General features: G+C 42.6%; 16 protein-coding genes and 3 pseudogenes. 5 read left to right on the top strand and 14 right to left on the bottom strand.

From position 1 onward, the window contains the following. Positions 1-6: 6 nt before the first annotated feature. Both arsB and DQX05_RS17715 read right to left on the bottom strand, forming a co-directional pair. Positions 7-1,068 carry an ACR3 family arsenite efflux transporter gene (gene arsB, locus DQX05_RS17720; protein ID WP_119794846.1) on the bottom strand — a complete coding sequence of 354 codons (1,062 nt, stop codon included), beginning with the start codon at positions 1,066-1,068 and terminating at the stop codon, positions 7-9. A 14-nt stretch (positions 1,069-1,082) separates the two neighbouring features. Further along, entirely contained in the window at positions 1,083-1,406 is a 324-nt protein-coding gene (locus DQX05_RS17715; RefSeq protein WP_397335647.1) for an ArsR/SmtB family transcription factor, read from the bottom strand. 196 nt (positions 1,407-1,602) lie between these two features. Here DQX05_RS17715 and DQX05_RS17710 point away from each other — a divergent pair, with 196 nt between their 5' ends. After that, positions 1,603-2,058 carry a putative iron-sulfur cluster-binding metallochaperone gene (locus tag DQX05_RS17710; protein ID WP_119794844.1) on the top strand — a complete coding sequence of 152 codons (456 nt, stop codon included), beginning with the start codon at positions 1,603-1,605 and terminating at the stop codon, positions 2,056-2,058. A gap of 86 nt (positions 2,059-2,144) precedes the next feature. Here DQX05_RS17710 and DQX05_RS32270 read toward each other — a convergent pair. Next, positions 2,145-2,417: pseudogene (locus DQX05_RS32270) on the bottom strand (GNAT family N-acetyltransferase); the annotation flags it as partial. A 42-nt stretch (positions 2,418-2,459) separates the two neighbouring features. Next, a pseudogene (locus tag DQX05_RS32265) lies at positions 2,460-2,675 on the bottom strand (MarR family winged helix-turn-helix transcriptional regulator); the annotation flags it as partial. Between the two features lie 384 nt (positions 2,676-3,059). Here DQX05_RS32265 and DQX05_RS31450 point away from each other — a divergent pair. The 3 genes and pseudogenes from DQX05_RS31450 to DQX05_RS31445 all read left to right on the top strand — a co-directional run bounded on the left by DQX05_RS31450 (position 3,060) and on the right by DQX05_RS31445 (position 3,810). After that, positions 3,060-3,227 carry an EamA family transporter gene (locus DQX05_RS31450; RefSeq protein WP_220483204.1) on the top strand — a complete coding sequence of 56 codons (168 nt, stop codon included), beginning with the start codon at positions 3,060-3,062 and terminating at the stop codon, positions 3,225-3,227. A gap of 49 nt (positions 3,228-3,276) precedes the next feature. Further along, a pseudogene (locus tag DQX05_RS32260) lies at positions 3,277-3,417 on the top strand (EamA family transporter); the annotation flags it as partial. A 117-nt stretch (positions 3,418-3,534) separates the two neighbouring features. Then, positions 3,535-3,810: an EamA family transporter gene (locus tag DQX05_RS31445; protein ID WP_220483203.1), complete on the top strand. Its 276-nt coding sequence runs from the start codon at positions 3,535-3,537 to the stop codon at positions 3,808-3,810. Between the two features lie 217 nt (positions 3,811-4,027). Here DQX05_RS31445 and DQX05_RS17690 read toward each other — a convergent pair whose 3' ends face one another. Continuing rightward, on the bottom strand, positions 4,028-4,888 hold the full coding sequence (locus DQX05_RS17690; RefSeq protein ID WP_119794843.1) for a hypothetical protein: 861 nt from the start codon (positions 4,886-4,888) through the stop codon (positions 4,028-4,030). A gap of 1,030 nt (positions 4,889-5,918) precedes the next feature. On the opposite strand from DQX05_RS17690, the gene DQX05_RS17680 reads away from it, so the two are divergent. Then, positions 5,919-7,211 (top strand): hemolysin family protein, encoded by a 1,293-nt coding sequence (locus DQX05_RS17680; protein ID WP_119794842.1) that lies wholly within the window; start codon positions 5,919-5,921, stop codon positions 7,209-7,211. 82 nt (positions 7,212-7,293) lie between these two features. Here DQX05_RS17680 and DQX05_RS17675 read toward each other — a convergent pair whose 3' ends face one another. The 9 genes from DQX05_RS17675 to DQX05_RS17640 form a co-directional block, all read right to left on the bottom strand. Continuing rightward, positions 7,294-7,491 carry a hypothetical protein gene (locus tag DQX05_RS17675; protein ID WP_119794841.1) on the bottom strand — a complete coding sequence of 66 codons (198 nt, stop codon included), beginning with the start codon at positions 7,489-7,491 and terminating at the stop codon, positions 7,294-7,296. A gap of 24 nt (positions 7,492-7,515) precedes the next feature. Further along, positions 7,516-7,923: a NusG domain II-containing protein gene (locus DQX05_RS17670; RefSeq protein WP_182914804.1), complete on the bottom strand. Its 408-nt coding sequence runs from the start codon at positions 7,921-7,923 to the stop codon at positions 7,516-7,518. Between the two features lie 32 nt (positions 7,924-7,955). Then, the gene (locus tag DQX05_RS30905; RefSeq protein WP_182914803.1) at positions 7,956-8,168 is read right to left on the bottom strand and encodes a hypothetical protein; all 213 of its coding nucleotides are present in this window, start codon (positions 8,166-8,168) and stop codon (positions 7,956-7,958) included. Continuing rightward, positions 8,165-9,433 (bottom strand): sensor histidine kinase, encoded by a 1,269-nt coding sequence (locus DQX05_RS17665; protein WP_259392084.1) that lies wholly within the window; start codon positions 9,431-9,433, stop codon positions 8,165-8,167. The genes DQX05_RS30905 and DQX05_RS17665 overlap by 4 nt, the downstream gene beginning before the upstream one ends. A 137-nt stretch (positions 9,434-9,570) precedes the next feature. Continuing rightward, positions 9,571-10,278, bottom strand: coding sequence for a response regulator transcription factor (locus DQX05_RS17660; protein WP_119794838.1), 708 nt, complete (start codon positions 10,276-10,278; stop codon positions 9,571-9,573). 427 nt (positions 10,279-10,705) lie between these two features. Beyond that, positions 10,706-10,909 carry a DUF2933 domain-containing protein gene (locus DQX05_RS17655; protein ID WP_119794837.1) on the bottom strand — a complete coding sequence of 68 codons (204 nt, stop codon included), beginning with the start codon at positions 10,907-10,909 and terminating at the stop codon, positions 10,706-10,708. A 115-nt stretch (positions 10,910-11,024) separates the two neighbouring features. Then, positions 11,025-12,614, bottom strand: coding sequence for a multicopper oxidase family protein (locus DQX05_RS17650; protein WP_119794836.1), 1,590 nt, complete (start codon positions 12,612-12,614; stop codon positions 11,025-11,027). Between the two features lie 210 nt (positions 12,615-12,824). Next, positions 12,825-13,205 carry a VOC family protein gene (locus DQX05_RS17645; protein ID WP_119794835.1) on the bottom strand — a complete coding sequence of 127 codons (381 nt, stop codon included), beginning with the start codon at positions 13,203-13,205 and terminating at the stop codon, positions 12,825-12,827. A 158-nt stretch (positions 13,206-13,363) separates the two neighbouring features. Continuing rightward, positions 13,364-14,335, bottom strand: a complete 972-nt coding sequence (locus DQX05_RS17640) for an alpha-L-fucosidase (RefSeq protein ID WP_119794834.1) — start codon at positions 14,333-14,335, stop codon at positions 13,364-13,366. Positions 14,336-14,422: the final 87 nt, after the last annotated feature.

The raw sequence follows: 14,422 nt of genomic DNA, 5'->3' as shown, positions 1-14,422 counted from the left end.
AACTTCTTAGGTTGAGTGCAGCTTTGAGTCAAAATACTTACGTCTGAACCAGAAGGCAACATTAACAAGTCCAATCAACACGGGAACTTCAACAAGTGGCCCGATTACAGCGGCAAAGGCTGCTCCAGAATCGATGCCAAACACCCCAATAGCTACCGCAATGGCCAGTTCAAAGTTATTGCTGGCGGCTGTAAAGGATAAGGAGCAACAAATCGGATAAGATGTCCCTGTTCGAATGGACATAAAGAATGAAAACAAAAACATGATAACAAAGTAGATTAAAAGCGGAATCGCGATTCGTACCACATCAAAAGGTAGAGTTACAATGAGATCAGCCTTTAACGAGAACATGAGGATGATTGTAAACAGCAACGCAACAAGCGTTAATGGACTGATTTTGGGGATAAAGACATTCTCATACCACTGTTGTCCCTTCAGCTTTATGCCTATAACCCGTGTAAACATCCCAGCTACGAACGGGATACCTAAGTAGATTAACACACTTTCCGCAATCTGTCCCATCGAGACATTCACTTCAGCCCCTTGAACCCCGAACCATCCCGGCAGTACTGTGATAAAGATGTAGGCAAATACGGAGTAGAACAGGATTTGAAAAATGGAATTGAACGCGACGAGACCGGCCGTATATTCCGGGTCCCCTTTTGCTAAGTCACTCCAGACGATGACCATAGCGATGCATCGTGCAAGACCGATCATGATGAGACCAATCATATATTCTGGCATATCACTCAAGAACAGGATAGCAAGAAAAAACATAAGAAAAGGCCCTACAACCCAGTTCTGGACTAAGGATAGGCTTAAAACTTTCCAATCTGTAAATACTCGACCGAGCTTCTCATATTTCACCTTTGCAAGCGGTGGATACATCATGACGATTAAACCGATGGCAATGGGAATGGATGTTGTCCCAACCTGCATCCCTGACAGGCCCTCCGAGAATCCAGGTACCAAGTACCCCAACACTATTCCTAACGCCATCGCGCCAAAAATCCAAAGTGTTAAGTATCGATCCAGAAACGATAATCTCTTCGTCGTTCCCTGGCTCATGCTAGTCACTCTCCTCAATCACAAATCGATTCATTCATTTTCTGTTTGAGAGCTTCATCTACATCCGGTAAGTATTTAACGATATCCTGTAAGTGAGGCTTACCTTGAAGGTGTAAGGAATAATAACTCCACTGGCCTCTCTTCTCTTCTCGAACCAACCCTGCATCCTTTAATTTGCGTAGGTGTTGGCTAATATTTGGCTGTGTTGTATCCATTAATTCGACAAGCTGACATACACACATTTCTTGAAAATAAAGCATAGAAATAATTTTTAATCGCGTGCGATCACCGAGCAGTTTGAAATGTTCGGCCATAACCTCAATCAATACGGTATTCATCATTTACACCTCCCTGTTCGAAATCATTATATAAGTGCTTAATTATATAATCAAGTAATTATTTAAAGTGAAAAGTCTTCTTGAACTATATAAGTGGTGTAGGCTGAGGCTAACATGTTTATTCTCTTAGCAATTGGTGAGATAATTATCTGGGGAATTGCAGAAAATTAATGTATCAGATATGGGGTGACCTCAAATGGATTGCTGTGCATCATCTAATAATACAGGAGTTATAAAAATAAGAGAGTGCCCTTCCTGCGGTGAAAAGGGTAAGAACGTGCAAATTATAACGCTCAAGTCCCTGCTAAAAGCGTTGGCTTTAGAAACCATTGAATCCGAGAACTCTTACGCCTTTTGCTCCAACCCTGCTTGTTCTATCGTCTACTTCAGTGGGAACCATTCGCAAACATTTATGGAGAACGACCTCAAGGTACCTGTATACCAAAAGAACCCGAGCACGAATGTGCCAGTATGCTACTGCTTCGATTGGACAAAAGATCGACTCCAAGCGGCAGGCACCGATCAACGACCTGCTGACGAAATCAAAGCCCATGTTCAGGCGGGTAGCTGTGGGTGCGAGGTAAACAACCCCCAAGGTGCTTGCTGCCTAGGAAATGTGAGTGCTTTTGTGAGAGGTCTCAAAAAGGGTTAATTCCTTTTAACTTGAAAAAGCCGGTAATCCTTAGAGTAGGAAAATCCGGCTTTTTCGCATATATAAATGTCTTGGCGTATATTTTCCCGATCAATGTAAATAGACAGATCCGCCACTCCTTGATACGCACAGCGCTGTGAATATGGGTTTAGTGAAGCCCAACCAATGGTCTTGCCATTATGACAAGCAAGGAGAATCTTATATCGGCCTTGATGATTGTCATACCAATTCATCATATAACCCAGGTCTTTAAGGTCAGTCTCTAACGTAGCAATTCGGTCCTCAATACCTTGGTTATATATCTGTAAAATAGCTGGAATATCTGAATCATAAGCAAGCCGTATTGTAAGATTAAGCAGAAATAATCCTCCTGTATACTCTGGAATTTGCAACAAATCTTATTATGAGCAGCATGTTTTAGATTTTGCCATACATTCATTTAGCAATTGAATGGAACGAATCACAGTTTGACGCTCAAATTCATTCATATGGGAGAAAACTTCATCTAAATATGCATTCATCTGTTGATCGATATATCCCACAACGAAGGCACCTTCTGTTGTTAGAGATAAAATATATACCTGATCGGATTTCTCGTATCGACGAGGTGTTCTCCTCGTTCACCAAGAGGGATCGGATCGAACATCTCGAACAAGAGATAGATGATCAGGGAGATGATGACCATGCTGAGTCGCCATAAACATCGATCACACCTCTCCCCTCCAACCCAGCAAAGACGATTAAGAACAAATTGGGCCGCTTAAATTTTCTTCTCCAACGCTCGAGACAAGCCATTTATCGAAAAGTCCGCTTTATTATTCGTTCTGCCTCCAGCGGAGACCATGAAATGTTGACGAGCGGTTTCATGACTGGCGCGCTATTCACTTGTATGATCTATGTAACATATTGCTTTAGGGAAGAAAGGTGAACTGAAAAATGCGGAATCTGACTAATCTAAACTTAATTTGATTGCTCCTAATCTAAAGTCAGGGGAAGGTTGCATGAAGAAAAGTACAGTTATATCGTTTCTTGTGCTTGCGAATATATTTTGGGCAGGAAACTACATATTCGGAAAGTACGTAGTGGCAGAAATGACACCGATTCAAATGACGTTTTCTAGATGGCTAATCGCAGTAGTCTTCCTTTTTCCGATTGCCTCATCTGATTGAACATCCGAATTGGAAAGAAGTATGGGCACGCTGGAAGATACTGCTTGTGATGGCGGTAACAGGTGTAATAACGTGCAATTATTTGTTGTATGAGGCACTCCGATATACTTCATCGCTGAATGCCTCCCTTGTGAATTCGGTGAATCCGGTACTTATAGCTCTATGTTCAGCACTTATTTTAAAAGAAAAGATCCCTTTTAAAAATAAGATAGGACTATGCATCTCTTTATGCGGAGTACTGCTCGTCCTAACGAAGGGGCAGCTGCTGCAGATCTTTCGTATTGAATATAACACAGGAGATCTGCTTATGATTCTTGCAATTCTGGTCTGGACGGTGTATTCGATTCTTGGTAAAAAGATTCAGTCCATACCGCCGATATCTGCAACAGCGGTATCGGTACTCAGTGGACTTGTAGTGATGATCCCCTTTGTGCTGTACGTAGGAATCCAGATTCCTCAAAGTGCTCAAGCGATCATGGGCATTATCTACATGGGACTATTCCCATCTTTAGGGGCCTTTATTTTCTGGAATATTGGCAATTGCAGGGGGCATTGTCGTCTTTATCGGGGTATATATGTCTAGCAGTAAACCTAAGTGCGTACATGATGCAAGACAATAGAATAGAAGCTTTAGCAGTATCCCCTACTACATTTCTAATTTAGTAAGTGGAACTTACTCACCTTTTTAAATTGGTCCGGTAGGTCGATGACGTATCATCCGTCGCAAACAAAAATACCGCAAATTTCGCGGTATTTTTGTTTGTGATTTTTCTCTTAGTTTAATGGAGCTGGGTTTAAAATTATTTTGAGTCGTCAGTCAGCTTGGAAATAAAGTCTCCAGGGGCATAAGTCACTTTGTGGTAACCCAAATCCAATACTCCCCACTTATCTTTATTGATAACTCTAACTTTGTCCCCTTTTGCAAAGGTCTTGTTGCTTTCATTCGGAAAATCGATTTCTACCGTCTGGATGTTTCCCTCAGAATCCTGATATTCAACAGTTGCAAAGTATGTATCTGCATCTGTGATTACGCCGATGACCGAGTTTTCAACTTGTGTGTTGCTAGTTAGCTTAAAAATATAGTCTCCAGGGGCATAAGTCACTTTCTGGTAACCCAAATCCAATACTCCCCATTTATCTTTATTGATAACTCTAACTTTGTCCCCTTTTGCAAAGGTCTTGTTGCTTTCATTCGGAAAATCGATTTCTACCGTCTGGATGTTTCCCTCAGAATCCTGATATTCAACAGTTGCAAAGTATGTATCTGCATCTGTGATTACGCCGATGACCGAGTTTTCAACTTGTGTGTTGCTAGTTAGCTTAAAAATATAGTCTCCAGGGGCATAAGTCACTTTCTGGTAACCCAAATCCAATACTCCCCATTTATCTTTATTGATAACTCTAACTTTGTCCCCTTTTGCAAAGGTCTTGTTGCTTTCATTCGGAAAATCGATTTCTACCGTCTGGATGTTTCCCTCAGAATCCTGATATTCAACAGTTGCAAAGTATGTATCTGCATCTGTGATTACGCCGATGACCGAGTTTTCAACTTGACTTTGGGACATGTTAATCACGTTGGAAATGGAGTCTGCAAAAATAGTAGACGGATTTAAAAGTAAGGTTCCTGTAACAATTCCTGCTGCAATAAGATTTTTCTTCATCAACTCTACACCCCTAATAAATTTTTACTAGTCGGTAAAATAGTAGAGAAACAAGGATTCTAATATATACCAACTCAGTTGTAACTAGTATAGTTACAACTGATAAGAATCGTCAATCAAAAAATTATTACACTTTTGTAAGGTAAGAAAGCTTCTCTCTTTTTTAGCAAGATTAAGAAACTTCATTTTCAGTTCATTCCTTGGTCTTCCCGATGCTTTTTCCTGTATCATGTATACGAACCGTACTTTGGATCATACTAGCCGTAACGAGATTGGAGTATTTTCTGCGAAGACCGGTTCTGTTCCTGGACAGGATGGAAACGGAAGTCGCCGTGCTCATCCACAGACACCTCGTCAAAATATACGTTCCCTCGATTCGGCCGCGACTCCAATTGGATTATATATATGTCAGCCGGCATTTCCGAATTGCTTCAACCGAGGTCATCACGAGCTTCCCTGTTGCATCGGATCATTTGCCCCTGAAGGCGACGTTATGCTTGACCAATCGTTTCTTTTCCTGATTTCCGGGGATGGCGTGTATAGCCCCGCAGCTTCCCGGGGAGTTCCTCATTCAAGTTATTAACCATAATAACGGTTAAAAAAGAAACAATAGAAGATGCCATTTTTGCGTCTGATTTCTTACGAAAAGATGCACGTATTTATTCAAACAAAATATTTATTTTAGGTCATAGTTTAGGGGGAATGCTGGCTCCTCGAATTGATGCAGAAGGTGGAAATTTTCGTAGAAAGAGATTTTCATGGTTATAAAAACATTTTGGGCGATACGCCAAATGCAACATATAAACTATATGCGAACCTAAATCATTTGTTCATGCCTTCTGTTTATGGAGAGATACTAAAAGCCAAAAAAGAATATAAGGTTGCACAACATATAGATAAACAAGTTATTAATGACATTTCAGACTGGATTCTTTCCTTCCAGAGCTCGGATCCGCTCTTCGAATGATGAATATTTTTTGCTGCATGGAACCAAAATAACTTAAAAGCTTCTGGAAAGAGAGGATTGTGAGTGTTCACGCTTAATTTATTTCTTGTAGCTATCTTAATTATTGCGACAGCTTTTTTTGTTGCTGCTGAATTTGCGATTGTTCGATTACGATCCAGCAGGGTAGATCAAATGGTTATGGAAGGCAATAAGAATGCTACGGCTGTAAAGCGAGTAACGTCCAACTTAGATGGCTATCTGTCAGCCTGTCAATTAGGGATTACCATCACAGCATTGGGTTTAGGTTGGCTGGGTGAACCTACAGTTGAACGTATGCTGCACCCTCTTTTTGAGCATTTTAGTCTGCCCGTTGGAGTAAGTACGATTTTATCTTTTGCGATCGCGTTCGCTCTCATCACATTTCTGCATGTGGTTCTCGGTGAGCTTGCGCCCAAAACGGTTGCCATACAGAAAGCGGAACAAGTCAGTATGCTTACTGCAAAACCTCTTATATTTTTTTATAAAGTCATGTATCCGTTTATTTGGGCTTTAAATGGCTCCGCTAACTGGTTTGTACGCTTATTTGGTGTAAAACCAGCTAAAGAGCACGAAGAGGCCCACTCTGAGGAAGAACTGCGCATTATTTTAACAGAGAGTCTGCGAAGCGGAAAAATTAATCAATCTGAATACGGTTATGTCAATAAGATATTTACATTCGACGAACTGCTTGCTCGCGCAATTATGGTACCCAGAACAGACATGGTATGTATTGATATTCAGGATGACAAAAACGAAATCATTGACCTAATGAAAACGGAACAATATACACGTTTTCCTGTCATGGATGGGCATAAGGATCAGATCATCGGCTTCATAAATACAAAACAGTTTTTTATGCAATTAAATGACAATCCCGATGTGGACATATCCGAGTTCATACAACCGGTTCTCAGCATTTCAGAAGCCATGCCCGTAAAACATCTCCTTCACAAGATGCAACAGCAGCATGTTCATATTGCAATACTTGTGGACGAATATGGAGGAACATCCGGATTAATCACGATTGAGGATATATTAGAAGAGATCGTTGGAGAAATTCGGGACGAATTTGATGACGAAGAAACTCCCGATGTCGTAATCATCGACGAGAATCACATCTTAGTTGACGGCAAGGTGTCACTGGATACGATAAGTAATATTTTAAATTTAGAACTAGAGAGCGAAGACTTAGATACGATAGGAGGATGGCTCTATACTATAAATCCATCACTAAAGAAAGATGTAACGTGGACATACGATACATTGCATTTTATTATTAGGGAGAAGGATCGGCATCGAATCCGAAAAGTGGAAATTAAAAAGATGAATGCGAAGTGACAAAACATAAATTGCCTACCGTATCGGTTAGGATAACCCCAGTGCGCTCCGAGGCAAGTTCTCCTTCAAGTAATCTGGTTGTTTAGAGATTATCTTTACCATTTTGCTGCCAATCTTTTTCCAAGCCAAACCGTTCCTCCACTTGAGAAGGCGGTGTTGCAGATTGAAGTCTCTGTACTTCTGCAGGCTCATCCGTGTGAATGTTAATAGCATTAATTACTACGAATATGACGACAACAGAAAGCAATGAAGCCCCTATCCATATCACTGATTTTTTCAAAGCAAGTCTCCTTTTAAAATAGGTTTATGACACGATCGCATCCAGCTCGTCCGGATCACTTGGGTTATCACTTATGATGGTGATGTACATGTGAAGCGGTAAACATATAATTGCTTCATTTTTCTTCGTAATATGACCGAAAGTAAAACAGATTTTTTGTGGACAGTCTGACTCGACAACTTCTATGCCATAATCACGAACTCGAAGCAAGTCATAGCCCCTGTCTGTTCGAATCTCAATCCACTGAGTCTCCTTGGTGAGCTTGACTGTCTGGTAGATCTCGCCATCTACCTGAATTTGGGCGTGAGCTTCACCTGCCAGCAGCTCATCATAAAATGGCTGCAAAGCGTAAACTCCGTATATCATCACTGCGGCAAGAAGCAGAATGGATATCAGGATGCAGTCCCCTTTTTTTAGTTTGAACGGATTCAATTTTTTCCTACCTCGTGGAGTCCGCATCGATATTAGTCTTTCTTTCCTTTCCGTTGTTTGAACTGAACGAGTCGATACATGAGATAGGTGACTGCCCCAATTATCGCCATCCAGATGCACATTGATTCGAAAACACTCCATCCGCCCGAAGCAGAATTGTTTTGATAGTATGAAGCTGACACGGTTAAACACATCAACCCGATAGCGATAAAGCACGCCGCAATGAGCCAGTCAACTTTTTTCATATTTTTTCCTCCTGCATGGTCGGGAGTGTGAATGTAACCGTGAAGCGAGTACCAGCATCTTTCTGACTGCTTACTTGAATAGACCCTCCTTGCAATTCCACCAATTTCTTGACGATGGAAAGCCCTAGACCCGTACCGCCTGTCTTCCGCGATCTTGACTTCTCTACCCGATAGAAGCGATCAAAAATATAGGGCAGCTCATCCTCAGGAATCCCAATGCCCGTGTCCTCTATCGACAGGGAGAGTGTGCCAGGTGTGCTCCGTAGATGGACTTCAATTCGTCCTTCTTCGGTATAACGGACTGCATTCTCCAACAGGTTGCGTACAATTTGCTCCATTCGCCTCCCATCGCCGTGGATTAACGGTACAGATGCGACAGGATGAACGATAAGTTCGAACTCTTTCTCCTTCGCTTGTAGCGAGACCGCCTGTACAGCTTGGTCCACAACATCCTTCAAGTCCACCCATTCCATGGACAGACTGATCTTTCCCTCCTCCATCTTGGCCAGTTCAAATAGATCATTCACCAAGTGCTGGATACGCACACCTTCTTGATAAATAATGTCCAGATAGCGATCCTTCTCTTCCTCCGTCTCATATAACCGGTTCTTCACGACCTTGGCATAGCCTTCCACGTAAGTGATTGGCGTTCTTAGCTCATGAGAGATAGCCGCGAAGAATTCCTGCCGTGTATCTCGATACCTCTGCAGATCGGCAGCCAAGTTATTAATCGCTGCTGCCAGATCACCAATCTCGTCTTTACTATGGATATCTAATCTAGTTTCTAACTCTCCGATAGCGATTTTGTTCGTCGCTTGCTGCATCATAATGAGAGGCCGCGCAAAGAGCAGTGCCATAATCCAGGTGATTCCAATAGCGAGCAAGAAAGCTCCAACTCCTGACAGGAGTATCAGATTGCGCACCGTAATAAGAGATCGATCCATGCTTTGCATGGAGGCCATCACATAAATAGCCGAGGAAATCTGATTATCATGATAGAGCGGCTGGCCAATGACCATGTAGCGATTGCCTAGCGGATCTTCGTGTTCTAAATGAATGGACTTCCCCGCAAAAATTTGCTGTACATCCTCTGTCCGAATAAATGACCGATCAGCAGCGCTATGTCCGCCTGAATGAAGGGTGACCTCACCTGCGGCGTTGATATAGAACATACTTACATTTGAAAAATCTGCAAATGTCCGTATCATTTCTTCCATGGATGATGAATCCGTTGTCTCCGCCATGGTTCTGAAATGAGAGGTCAACTCTGTGACCTCCGTTCTCATCTCGGCATGATAAAAGTTGGAGAACATTTGATACAAGCTCACGCCAAGAAGCAGGAGGACGATAAACACGATCGAAGCGATGACGAGTCCGAGTTTCATCCCAATTCGATTCCGTCTCATCTCTCTCCTCCGTCTGGCGAGAATTTATAGCCCACACCCCACACCGTTTGTATCGGATCATAGCCAAGTCCAGCGCGTTGAAACTTTTCACGAATATTTTTGATATGAGTATCCACGACACGGGCATCCCCCGTATATTCGTAGCCCCATAATCGTTCCACCAGTTCTTCTCGTGAAAATGTGCGTTGACTGTGTTTCCCCAGATAGAGAAGTAAATCAAATTCTTTTGGCGTAAAATCAACGCTTTCTTCATGAATGTGAACTTCACGAGCTTCTTCATTTATTTTGAGGTTATGAAAATTTATGGTCGACTCTTGAAGCTTGTGTGCTTGATTGATCATAGAACGTCTCAATAACGAAAAGACACGTGCTAGTAACTCTTCAGGTTCAAATGGTTTCGTTACATAATCATCGGCTCCGAGTCCGAGTCCATGGACTTTATCTTTGGTCTCCGATCGAGCCGTAAGCATCAGGATCGGCATGGTTTCCGTTTCTCGAACGGCTTTACAGACCTGCCAACCATCCATGCCCGGCATCATCACATCCAATATCAGAAGATCGAACGAATGCTGCTTCATCATCGACAGGGCTTCATATCCAGACGAAGCCTCCCTGACTTCAAAGCCCTCTTTCATAAGATAAATGCGAAGCAGATTCCGCATATTCCATTCGTCATCTACGACAAGTACCTGAATTTTAGCCATATGTTCACCTGCTTCGTGTGTAACTTGTAACCCCAATGTAAACGATCCAGACACTGCATTCAAGATGAAGCGGGAATGAAATCATCCTCAGCAAACGAAATGCCGTCAGCATCAAGCAAACGGCATTCCGATCGTTAATTTGATGTATTTCGATTACTTATCTTGTTCATCAATGGCATGAAAATCATATGGGAAAGTGGACAAATCAACAGGATGCCCATAAGCAGATAATTTGTCGGTTCACCTCGATATGCATTGATAAGAACGGTCAATACAACAAGCACGATTGGAAGTACACAACATAATGTCATCATCCAATGATGTGATTTTGAACCCTGTCCATCGTGGGAAGGATGTTTGGTGTTGCTGTATCTATGATTATGATTTCCACAACACTTCAATGTTCATTCCTCCTTGGTGGACGTACTTATCGAGACAAGTTTTGAATATCTTTTCTCATTCGCTCATTCTGAGCTTTTACTTCGTCCAGCTCTCTTTGCATCTTTTGCATATCCTCTGGAGTCCCTTTTCCATGATTCCCATGTCCGTGTCCGTGACCTCCATGCATACCGAACATCATCAGAACCATCATGATGGGACAAGCCAGTAGTAATAACCATGTCCAATCCATCTTTTACGCCTCCCTATGCTAGAAAGTATTTGTATACTTGAATGGTAGTTCAAAAATGTGTGGATTCTGTGTTGATACCACGAAGTATCGATGCAGTTGAACTGGACCCTCCACATTATTCTGGTTTATTACCAACGCTCGGGTCAGGGGTATAGTTGCTTTGATAATCACTATACTTTACATCCGTAACCATACCTGCTGACGCGTGGTGCAGATCATGGCAATGGAACATCCAATCCCCCGGATTATCCGCTTCGAATGCAACCACATATTCCTCGCCCGGCTTCACGTTGAGGGTATCCTTAATGACAGGTGCTCCTTCTAAAGGTTGTCCGTTTTTACTTAACACTTGGAAGAAATGTCCGTGCAGATGCATGGGATGATCATCGGTCTTCGATTGGTTCACGAAAGTGACCTTTACCTTTTCCCCTTTATTAACTTTAATGGGATCAGTATCAGGAAATACCTTGCCGTTTATGGTATAGACCATCTCTCCGTTCTTCATTTCTGTATTCAGATTCAGAAGAACATCCTGATCAAAGGATTCAGTCAATGAGAACTTGGTTTCGGCTTGTTTACCGTAGTTCATCAGATCGAATTGTGGCAACGATTCGGATGCGTTAGAAGCATCGGATTGTACCGTAGAGCCTTCGTACGCAATAACGGCTCTCATGTTGTTCACTTTGTCATCACTTCCATGCTCTTCCAGCAACCAAGACCCAGGGTTGTTCGCTGTAAATTCAAGATCATAACGTTCTCCTGGAGCGATGGCAATCCCTTGATCCGTAATCACCGCAGGGCTATTTACAGGTTGACCATCTGAGGCAACTACCTTGAATTCATGCCCATGCAAATGCATCGTATGCGTCAGATATCCAGCATTGATCAGGCGGATTCGAACTTTCTCACCTTCTTTAACCATTAGCTTATCAATGGCCTCGCCAGTCTTTCCATTGATGGTGTACAGGTCGTACATGCTCATATCATGACCTTCCATGCTTCCCATGCCACTCCTATTCATCTGACTGTGATCCATGCCTTTCATATCTCCCATGTCCATCTTGCCATGATCCATGCCTTCCATATCCGTGCTGCCTGAACTTATCCATTCGTCCAACACAAGGGTGTAATCCCGATCGTAGCTATCGTTCGGATCTTCCACGATAAGAGCACCGTAGAGCCCTTTATCAAGTTGATTGACACTATCTTGGTGCGAATGATACCAATAGGTACCGGGAACGGTAGCTTTGAACTCATACGTGAACGTTTTGCCTGGAACAACAGCATCTTGGGTAACGCCAGGAATCCCATCCATATCATTCGGTACAGGGTAACCGTGCCAATGAATGGACACGGGTTCTTCGAGCTCATTCTTTAGGTTGATCTTTACCGTTTCTCCCACGGTGACACGAATCTCTGGACCGGGTACAGAATTATTGAATGTCCATACAGGCAGAGTCTTATCATCGGATACCTTCAAATTGCTCGCTTGTGCCGTGATGGTATACTCCTTGCCATCTACCCTCGTCGTTTCATTCGTCATGATGTTGCCAGTATTATTCGAGCCCTGTGTCTGGTTGCTTTCCACGTTCATTTGGGAAGAATCCAATTCCTCCATCGCATCTTTAGCATTAGAACTAGCACAGCCAGCCATCACGATGCTAATCGCACCGATTGCAAGGATTATTTTTAATTTACCTTTCATCAGACATACCTCCACTTCATATTCTGGTATTTCATACTGTAACCAGAAATTATGTGGAAACGATGAAGATATCAAAATTTTTAAATATCACTTGTAAACCGGCCTAGTGTATCTTGCCCCCGAAAAAGCCAAGAGCATCTCTTCCTCGTGGGAGAAGATGCTCTTTGACGCTTATGCTTTCCGCTGGACTCTAGTATGACTTTACGTCATTTATTTTCTTTCCATTACCGCAAAGTAATTATCTTCATTATCGGCAAAGTTAAATACTCTGCCGGAAGGCATCGTTACAATGTCCCCCACTTTGATATTTTTAGTTGATAAGTCACGATGTAATTCATCCAGATTCTCCGAAAAAAACATTAAAGACGGCGTACCAAGATGTAATCCAGGTGACATTTTGGCTACGAACTCTTTATTGTGCAAAATGATGCTTGTTTCCGCATCCTTTGTCGGGGCAATTTCAATCCACCTCATACCTTGACCGTTATTTTCTTCAGACATTACATGAAATCCTAATTTGCCTGTCCAAAAATCCACTGCCTCATCTTGGTTACTCACATACAACATAACTTGGCCAAGCTTATTAACCATAGACTTTTCACTCCCTTATCTAGGCAAATACCACCCCGATGCTCCCATTCCTTTCCATCGCCAGGGTTTCTTATACCCTAGTAACTTATCTGTATCGTTGGTAGATTACTATTATCATGGGCAAATAACAAGAGAAATCTTCGCTTTTTATTACGTTCTCACTTTCTAAATAACCAGTTTCCCGGAATTGAATCGAGAGTTGCAGGCTGCCGGTATCGTTCTCCGATTTCTTGAAAGCGTTCCAACACATTTATGTCCAACAAACCTTGCTGATTTGGTGCTCCATTTAATAGAAATGAGACGTTATGATTGTTCGATTCATGGATTTTATCCAGTACCCAGTCAGCCGATCTCAGATCCATCGTCGGATCCGATGTTCTCCAGAACCATGTTTTCGTCAAAATATTACAGCTCGCGCCCGGTCCGGCAAATGAGTCCTCTACTTCCTGTCCGGCGGCATTTTCATAAAAAACAACATCGGTATGATCCAGACTGGATTCACAGCTAATATTCATTAATAAACAATTTGGCTGCAGCCGCTTTACCCATTCATCGATTTCTTCAAAAGGAAGATCCTCATAATTCGGGCCGCCCCAATGGGCGTTCCAGCCGTCAATGATCAGGAACGGAATGTCGCCGTAGCCTGTTAGCAGCTCTTCAAGCTGATTTTTAATAAATTGCTTGTCTTCCGGGGTACATTTTTTCCGGCCGATGTGATGATGCAAGTCCAGCATGGAGAAATAAAGCCCCGCTGCGATCCCTTCCTGTCTGAACGCATCGAGATATTCCTTTACGACATCCCTTTGGCAGGTTGCATTGCGGATGCAATGCTCCGTGTACCGGGTTGGCCACAAGCTGAATCCTTCATGATGCTTCGCCGTCAGGGCGGCAAATTTCATACCTGCTGATGTAGCGGCCTGCGCCCATTGCGCGCAATTCAGCCGAACCGGGTTCCAGTCTTGCGGCTCAAATATGAATCTGCGAGGTTCATCATGGTTTTCATGATCGTATTCCCAATCTTGTATTTCCGAATCGGCAAACTGAAACGTAGCGCTATTGAAGTGAATGAACATCCCAAATCTCTGGTTAACAAACCATTGCTGTCGTTGTACCAACTCGTGATTATTCATGCAAATTACCTCCCCAAATTGCTGGAATCATATGATATCTACTACTCTAAAGTGATATTGTGCTTAGTACAGCTGACAAGAACGACT

The sequence above is a fragment of the Paenibacillus thiaminolyticus genome, from assembly GCF_003591545.1.
GTDB classification, from domain to species: Bacteria; Bacillota; Bacilli; order Paenibacillales; family Paenibacillaceae; genus Paenibacillus_B; species Paenibacillus_B thiaminolyticus_A.
Note: the sequence above shows the minus strand (reverse complement) of the source record. Positions and strands in the feature narration are given on the sequence as shown.

Excerpts from the sequence above, each read along its gene's own strand:
- arsB (WP_119794846.1), bottom strand. The coding sequence starts at position 1,068 with ATGAGCCAGGGAACGACGAAGAGATTATCGTTTCTGGATCGATACTTA.
- DQX05_RS17715 (WP_397335647.1), bottom strand. The coding sequence starts at position 1,406 with ATGAATACCGTATTGATTGAGGTTATGGCCGAACATTTCAAACTGCTC.
- DQX05_RS17710 (WP_119794844.1), top strand. The coding sequence starts at position 1,603 with ATGGATTGCTGTGCATCATCTAATAATACAGGAGTTATAAAAATAAGA.
- DQX05_RS31450 (WP_220483204.1), top strand. The coding sequence starts at position 3,060 with ATGAAGAAAAGTACAGTTATATCGTTTCTTGTGCTTGCGAATATATTT.
- DQX05_RS31445 (WP_220483203.1), top strand. The coding sequence starts at position 3,535 with ATGATTCTTGCAATTCTGGTCTGGACGGTGTATTCGATTCTTGGTAAA.
- DQX05_RS17690 (WP_119794843.1), bottom strand. The coding sequence starts at position 4,888 with ATGAAGAAAAATCTTATTGCAGCAGGAATTGTTACAGGAACCTTACTT.
- DQX05_RS30905 (WP_182914803.1), bottom strand. The coding sequence starts at position 8,168 with ATGAAAAAAGTTGACTGGCTCATTGCGGCGTGCTTTATCGCTATCGGG.
- DQX05_RS17660 (WP_119794838.1), bottom strand. The coding sequence starts at position 10,278 with ATGGCTAAAATTCAGGTACTTGTCGTAGATGACGAATGGAATATGCGG.
- DQX05_RS17655 (WP_119794837.1), bottom strand. The coding sequence starts at position 10,909 with ATGGATTGGACATGGTTATTACTACTGGCTTGTCCCATCATGATGGTT.
- DQX05_RS17650 (WP_119794836.1), bottom strand. The coding sequence starts at position 12,614 with ATGAAAGGTAAATTAAAAATAATCCTTGCAATCGGTGCGATTAGCATC.
- DQX05_RS17645 (WP_119794835.1), bottom strand. The coding sequence starts at position 13,205 with ATGGTTAATAAGCTTGGCCAAGTTATGTTGTATGTGAGTAACCAAGAT.
- DQX05_RS17640 (WP_119794834.1), bottom strand. The coding sequence starts at position 14,335 with ATGAATAATCACGAGTTGGTACAACGACAGCAATGGTTTGTTAACCAG.